This is a genomic window from Gilliamella sp. Lep-s35 (assembly GCF_009795845.1).
Lineage (GTDB): Bacteria > Pseudomonadota > Gammaproteobacteria > Enterobacterales > Orbaceae > Gilliamella.
In genome coordinates this window covers 1-5,895 of record NZ_WTEX01000043.1, presented here as the reverse complement: position 1 = coordinate 5,895, position 5,895 = coordinate 1, and the positions used below count along the sequence as shown (strand labels likewise).

At 33.7% G+C, this 5,895-nt stretch carries 8 protein-coding genes and 1 pseudogene; all 9 read right to left on the bottom strand.

What is annotated here, in order from left to right; all coding sequences use genetic code 11:
• Positions 1–2,259 (bottom strand): DUF6531 domain-containing protein (locus GQ590_RS11500; protein WP_160409150.1); only part of this gene is annotated, 2,259 nt, incomplete at its 3' end.
• 20 nt (positions 2,260–2,279) lie between these two features.
• Positions 2,280–2,510, bottom strand: coding sequence for a hypothetical protein (locus GQ590_RS11495; RefSeq protein ID WP_160409152.1), 231 nt, complete (start codon positions 2,508–2,510; stop codon positions 2,280–2,282).
• A gap of 334 nt (positions 2,511–2,844) precedes the next feature.
• Positions 2,845–3,201: a cyclopropane-fatty-acyl-phospholipid synthase gene (locus GQ590_RS11490; protein ID WP_160409154.1), complete on the bottom strand. Its 357-nt coding sequence runs from the start codon at positions 3,199–3,201 to the stop codon at positions 2,845–2,847.
• A gap of 13 nt (positions 3,202–3,214) precedes the next feature.
• Positions 3,215–3,634, bottom strand: coding sequence for a hypothetical protein (locus tag GQ590_RS11485; protein ID WP_368669182.1), 420 nt, complete (start codon positions 3,632–3,634; stop codon positions 3,215–3,217).
• 21 nt (positions 3,635–3,655) lie between these two features.
• Positions 3,656–3,715 (bottom strand): annotated as a pseudogene (locus GQ590_RS12950) (RHS repeat-associated core domain-containing protein); the annotation flags it as partial.
• 91 nt (positions 3,716–3,806) lie between these two features.
• On the bottom strand, positions 3,807–4,199 hold the full coding sequence (locus tag GQ590_RS11480) for a hypothetical protein (RefSeq protein WP_160422618.1): 393 nt from the start codon (positions 4,197–4,199) through the stop codon (positions 3,807–3,809).
• A 14-nt stretch (positions 4,200–4,213) separates the two neighbouring features.
• Entirely contained in the window at positions 4,214–4,735 is a 522-nt protein-coding gene (locus GQ590_RS11475) for an RHS repeat-associated core domain-containing protein (protein WP_160409158.1), read from the bottom strand.
• Between the two features lie 123 nt (positions 4,736–4,858).
• On the bottom strand, positions 4,859–5,278 hold the full coding sequence (locus GQ590_RS11470) for a hypothetical protein (protein ID WP_160409156.1): 420 nt from the start codon (positions 5,276–5,278) through the stop codon (positions 4,859–4,861).
• Between the two features lie 12 nt (positions 5,279–5,290).
• A partial coding sequence (locus GQ590_RS11465) for an HNH/endonuclease VII fold putative polymorphic toxin (protein ID WP_255471447.1) occupies positions 5,291–5,895 on the bottom strand: 605 nt, incomplete at its 5' end.

Here is a 5,895-nt window from a genome sequence, read left to right as displayed (position 1 = left end):
CGTGCGGTCAAAAGCAATTTCCCGGTTGATATCGCCCCTGGGATTTCTAATGAATTGGTAGATTTCATTTTTTTCGTTTCGAACTTCTTTGATGCGCTCCATGTTGTCATAAGAAAATTGAACTTTTTTTCCGTTCTGTTCTCTCATAATCAGACTTCCCAAAGGAGTATATTGGAACGATATTTTTTTATTCCCCTCAAGAACCTCGATAATTTCTTCGTAGGCATGGTAACGAAAATGGGTTTCTTGGTCTTCACAGCGTACAGAAATGACCCTTGAGAGCTCATCATATCGAAAATGTTGATTGATGCCTTGCGCATTTTTTATTCGCGTTACATTTCCTCGAAAATCATAACTCCATTCAGTAGTTTGTTTATTCTTGTCAGATAATGAAATAAGATTGTGTTGTTGGTCGTATTGTAAAAATAGAGCATGGCCGTTGTGACTAATTTCAGCTAACAGGTTTTTCTCGTTATAATGAAACACCGTACACCGGTCATCCGGTTCAATGATGGCATGGAGCAAGGAACTGTGTTTTTTATATACATACGATTTTTTATGACCTTCAGGAGAAATAACCAGAGAGAGGCGGTCTTTTTGGTCATACATAAAAATTTGTTGACTGCCGTCAGCATAAGTAATAGCGGTTTGGTTTCCCCGCTCGTCATAGCTGTATCCGGTACAGTTGCCCTGTTCATCTATTTCTCTATACAATTCCCTGAACTCGGTGTAGTGAAAAAAGCGAGAGTTTCCCAGCGGATCTTGTATTTGAGTCACCAATTGCTCAGGAGTATAGTAATAAAGCGTTTTTGCTCCTTGTGAATCGGTTACGCAATTATATCCTTTTTGAGGGTAATATTCTATGCGACCTTCCTGTAAGCCTGCGTCTCCCCAGGTGTGAATGCATTTTGCGCCCACGGCATCTCCGTTGTATTTCCAATAAAAAGATTGTCCGTTACGGTCGGTTTTTTTAACCATTAAAGCGCCTTTATATTGTATACGAGTAGTTTGGTTACGGCCATCTGTGATAGCATTCATATTATCGTTGCCGTCATACTGATATTCCACCAGGGTTTCTTCCGTATTAATGTCTTCTCTTACCAGAACAATACGAGTTATTTTTTTTTCGTTATTGTAGATTTTTATTTTTCTTTGAGCCGTGTCAATTATTTCTGAAAGGATACCAAAAGAATACGTAAATTGGAGAAAAAAACCGGCAGAATTTTGTATTTTACTAAGTTTATAGTGGACTTGAGAAACTCTATGCTCATAAAAATAGGTTTCCCGGTTGGAGTGAAAAAAAACTTCAAAACCGTTTTTCTTTCTCAATAATGTCATTTTTTCCTCTCTTAAGTAAAAATCTTCGTCTTTTTCAAGCAGAGGAAATTCTATTATTCTTCCGTCCTCAACTCGCACCAGTATTACTTGTTGTTCAGGAAATACTTCAATATCCAGATCATAATTTGCATGCACCCCATGCCCCAAGGGGCCCAGATAGTCAGAATCCGAATACCAAGCACGTTTCCATTCCAAGGGAATAACCCCCGGAAGAGTAAAATCGGTACCTTCATACACCACTGCACCGCTGACTAAATTAACAGGATCAAACCCCAATTGGCATAAAGCATTACTCAACTTATTAGGACCTTTTTTTGCTTTTAAGTTGTGATTGAAATTAGTAATGAGATTTTTAGTTTTCTTTAAGCCTTTACCCAAGCCTTTCATAATGGCACCAAAACCAAAGCTCATGGCCAAGCCGCTAATCATTCCTCCCCAGTCCGCAGGATAGGGCCCTCCCACGTTTACTTTAGGACCAAAAGATATGGGAAGAGAGTAGGAAGTAGGAGCAAAAAGCGTAGGGGTGAGTTTCCAAAACTTTTTCTTTCCGGGCTGCAAAGAAAGCGGTATGCCAATATCGTTACAAGTCATAAGCATATGCCCTTTAGGGCTCAGACGAGTGCTTTGAGCATATACGTTTTTTGATGCAAAAAAATTCATGGATTGATGCCCGATAATCGGTGTCATAAGCCAAGGAGGAGTAAAAAGAGGTATATGCTTTAAGGTAAGAATAATTCCGTTGGTATCGGAAACGCCTCTTTTTTTTCCATTAATTTGTACGGTAGCCCCTACAAAAGGAACGTAATCCATAGGATCCATGACAATTCCTATATAGGGATGAAATGGATTGAATGGAGGAAGAGTGGTGAAGTGTATATCGATACCTAATACCGGGGTAAAATGATTATCTGTAAGTAACATTTTTTTGTATTTTAGTTCAATTAGGGAGAGGTTTGTAATTTAGAGTAGGCTTGATGCCTCCACTTATGTCCATAAAGATTTATCATACGTTCATCAATCGTTTGATATTCTTTTTGAGTCAGGATGCGAGAATTGCTTAAATAATAGTTAGCAATGAAGTTGAACTCGGTTGCTTTAATAAATTCATCACCCTGCGAATATACTTTTTTAAAAAAACCGTTTTCCATGTAATAATTCATGTCTGATTTCATGAAGTGTTTTTCGGCTACGATTATGGCATTTTTATTTAGGGTTAACTATAAGATTGAAATTTATAATTCATTTAAAAAATTGCCCAAAGTTAATTATTTTATTATATAAAGAGATATAAATGCGTTTATTTTTTAATGATTTTTTTTTATTATGGGTAATATATGCGTAAAAGAGCTAATGTTTTTTTAGTGGTAAACAAATTTTAACGTTGGTTTATGATTTTTTTTAATGATATGGGTATTAAATTTCATTTGTATTTCTGAGGATGGACTGGAACTTTTTGATAAGCTGAACGCTTAAATAAAAAAGCCAACTTTTTTAGGTTGGCTTTGTTTATTGATTTTGTTTTTCTCTAAACTCTTTTAATTTCTTCTCAATAAATGCAAAGTCATTAATGGCTTTATCCTTATCTTTTGCTTTGTCATATTTTTCTCTCCATTTTCTAATTCCAAATATATAAAATTTCAATCCCTCTTCTGTCAAATCTCCAACCGTTATTTGAGAATCATCATTTGCTTTTTCCCCTTTTCTTAAAATCTCCTTCGTAATAAATCCATTGTCTTGTAGAAAGTGTACGTAGTTTTCAAAAAAACGATATTGTCTTTCTTTGTATTCTTGAGTTATAGGCTGTGGAGCCAATTGAGATTGAGTTATCCAACTTAATTTTTCTATTATACGATTTCTGTCCATAATTTCCTTGAACTTAATGACATTTAACTTTTCCTGTTTCTAAATCAACATCTATTCTTTTGGTTTCAACTTCTGAGATATCATACATTTTACCTTTTCTTCCTGGTTCTTTTACATGGGTTCCCCCATTAGCTCTAATTTCTGCTTCTTTTAACATTTGTGTTGTTTTATCTGCTGTTGGGCTTGTAACTTCAAAAATTCCTTTTACTTTGCCGTCTTCAACTACAATAAAATCCAGTCTTCTTCTTGAATTATTTATATCTCTAACACTTTTTCCATTGGCATCTCTAATATATCTTTCTGATAAAATAGTTGCATTGGGATATTTATTTTGTAAATATTTCTTAGCTATTGCCTCTCTTGCATTTCCTGATGCTTTATTAGCTATAACATCCAACCCAAACGGATCCACCCAAACATTGCTATCATGCACATACGCATAAAAATTCGGGTTGTTTCCTGCCAGTTTTATGGGATCTTGGCTAATATATAAGCCGGTTTCAGGATTATAATATCGAAACCGATTATAATAAAGCCCTGTTTCTACATCCTCATACTGCCCTAGTTGTTTGAATGGTACAGAGTGTAAATTACCAAATCTATTTTTAGTTTACATATACATCAATTATCTCATCGCACTTCATATAACATCTATAAATAAAATCTCTTATCTCATTTAAAATAATTTCTAAATTATCTATCAAATAAAATTCATCAAAAATTTTTCCATCAGAAGCATAAAACTCCCCTTTTATCTCTATTATTTCATCATTATATTTTTTATAAGAAATTTCTATATCTAGTAAATCAATATCTTTTTCATTTAAAAATTCATCTTTCAATAAAAACTCGATATATTTCACATATCTACTTATATTTCCATCACTATCTTTATTAAATTGATCAATAATATTAATTTTCTTAATTTCTTTTCGACTTTGAATTTTTTCTTTTCCATAAAGAAAAAGCTCATCTATAGCTAATGATAATTTATCCATAAATTTATTATTTATTAAGGACATGTGACTTTTGCTTCCTGTAAAGCTTGTGTATATTTATGTGTTCTTTCTGTTCCTCTAGTATCAGCCCATTCACTTAATTTTACAAAATTAGGATCATCTGCTGGTCGTATAGAAACATGACTACCATGATCATTAATGGCTTCTAATCCTGTTCCATCTAATTTAGCTACATCAATGGTTTGAAATTTTCCTGTTGTTGGTTTTTCTAAAGATGCCGACAATCCTGAAGTAGTATCTTTTCCTGGACGAGGAGTTAAATTTGAGTCTGTTCCTGACCCCATTCTATAAACATAACCTTCTGTAAGTTTTACATCCAACCCAAACGGATCCACCCAAGCATTACTATCATGCACATACGCATAAAAATTCGGGTTATTACCCGCCAGTTTTATGGGATCTTGACTTATATAAGTTCCTGTATTACTGTCGTAATACCTAAAGCGATTGTAATAAAGCCCCGTTTCAACATCCTCATACTGCCCCTGTTCCGAATTATACGGAACACAATAAATGGGATTTGTACAACATTCTGCAACTGATTCGCTTCCTTATTCCTGAGGATGAACTGGAACTCTTAGATAAGCTCAACAGATGAAAAGAGAAATAGAAAAGCCAACCTTAAAGGTTGGCTTGTTCTATTTTTCATCCAATATATATACACGACTTTCCTGATAAGTAAATGGAAGGCTGGAAATGGTCACATTCCAATCATCTTTACTAAAAGTTGTTTTATATAAGTTGTCATATTTACTATGAACATTTTCTTCTAACAATTCAATAGAGCATTCACAATTTTCAAATTTAGATTTCCCCCAATTACTTATGTTAATATCCTTTATTATATTATTTGTTATTGTATGAGTGATTATATTATAATTGACTCCCCATTTTCCCCATTTTTTCACTTCTATATGAGGTTTTTCTCTAGTTTGTAAAACTAAATCAACATTTTTAAAGCAATCAATATTAATGTGACTTAAACAAAATTCTTTTATTCCATTCGGATATAATTGTTTTAAAAAATAATTATTATTAATAATATCTATTATATTCATATTTAATAAATTTTAAGGAAAATTATAATGTCCATAAGTACCTTCAACATGTCCTGTATTTAAGTTATCAATTGGACGAACATTAAAATGAGGCTCCGCACCATGACCTGTAGTTGCCTTAGTATGCCCTAAACTATGTTCCTGAATAGTAATAGGTTCATTATTTTTACCTTTAAATTCATAATTTCTAGTTTGAATAGGTCTACCATTTAATCCTTTTACAGTTCTTCCCAATCCATCTTTTAAATCCTTATGATACACTTTATTAGGCTGTTGACTCATAGGGATTCTCGCGTCTCTTTTAGCTTTTCTAAATGCCTCTTTACGGCTAATTCCTTCAAAACTATTTTTTTTATTTTTAATTCCACAATCCAACCCAAACGGGTCGACCTCGGAGTTAGAATCGGAGGTATACGCATAAAAATTCGGGTTATTACCTGCTAACCTTATCGGATCTTGGCTAATATAAGTTCCTGTATTACTGTTGTAATAACGGAAACGATTATAATAAAGTCCATCTAGTTCTTGGTCTTCATACTGCCCCAGTTGCCTGAATGGAATAAACGGCTGATTGTTAAAGGTATCTTCCCGTATTCTGCCATAGATGTCAAACTCCA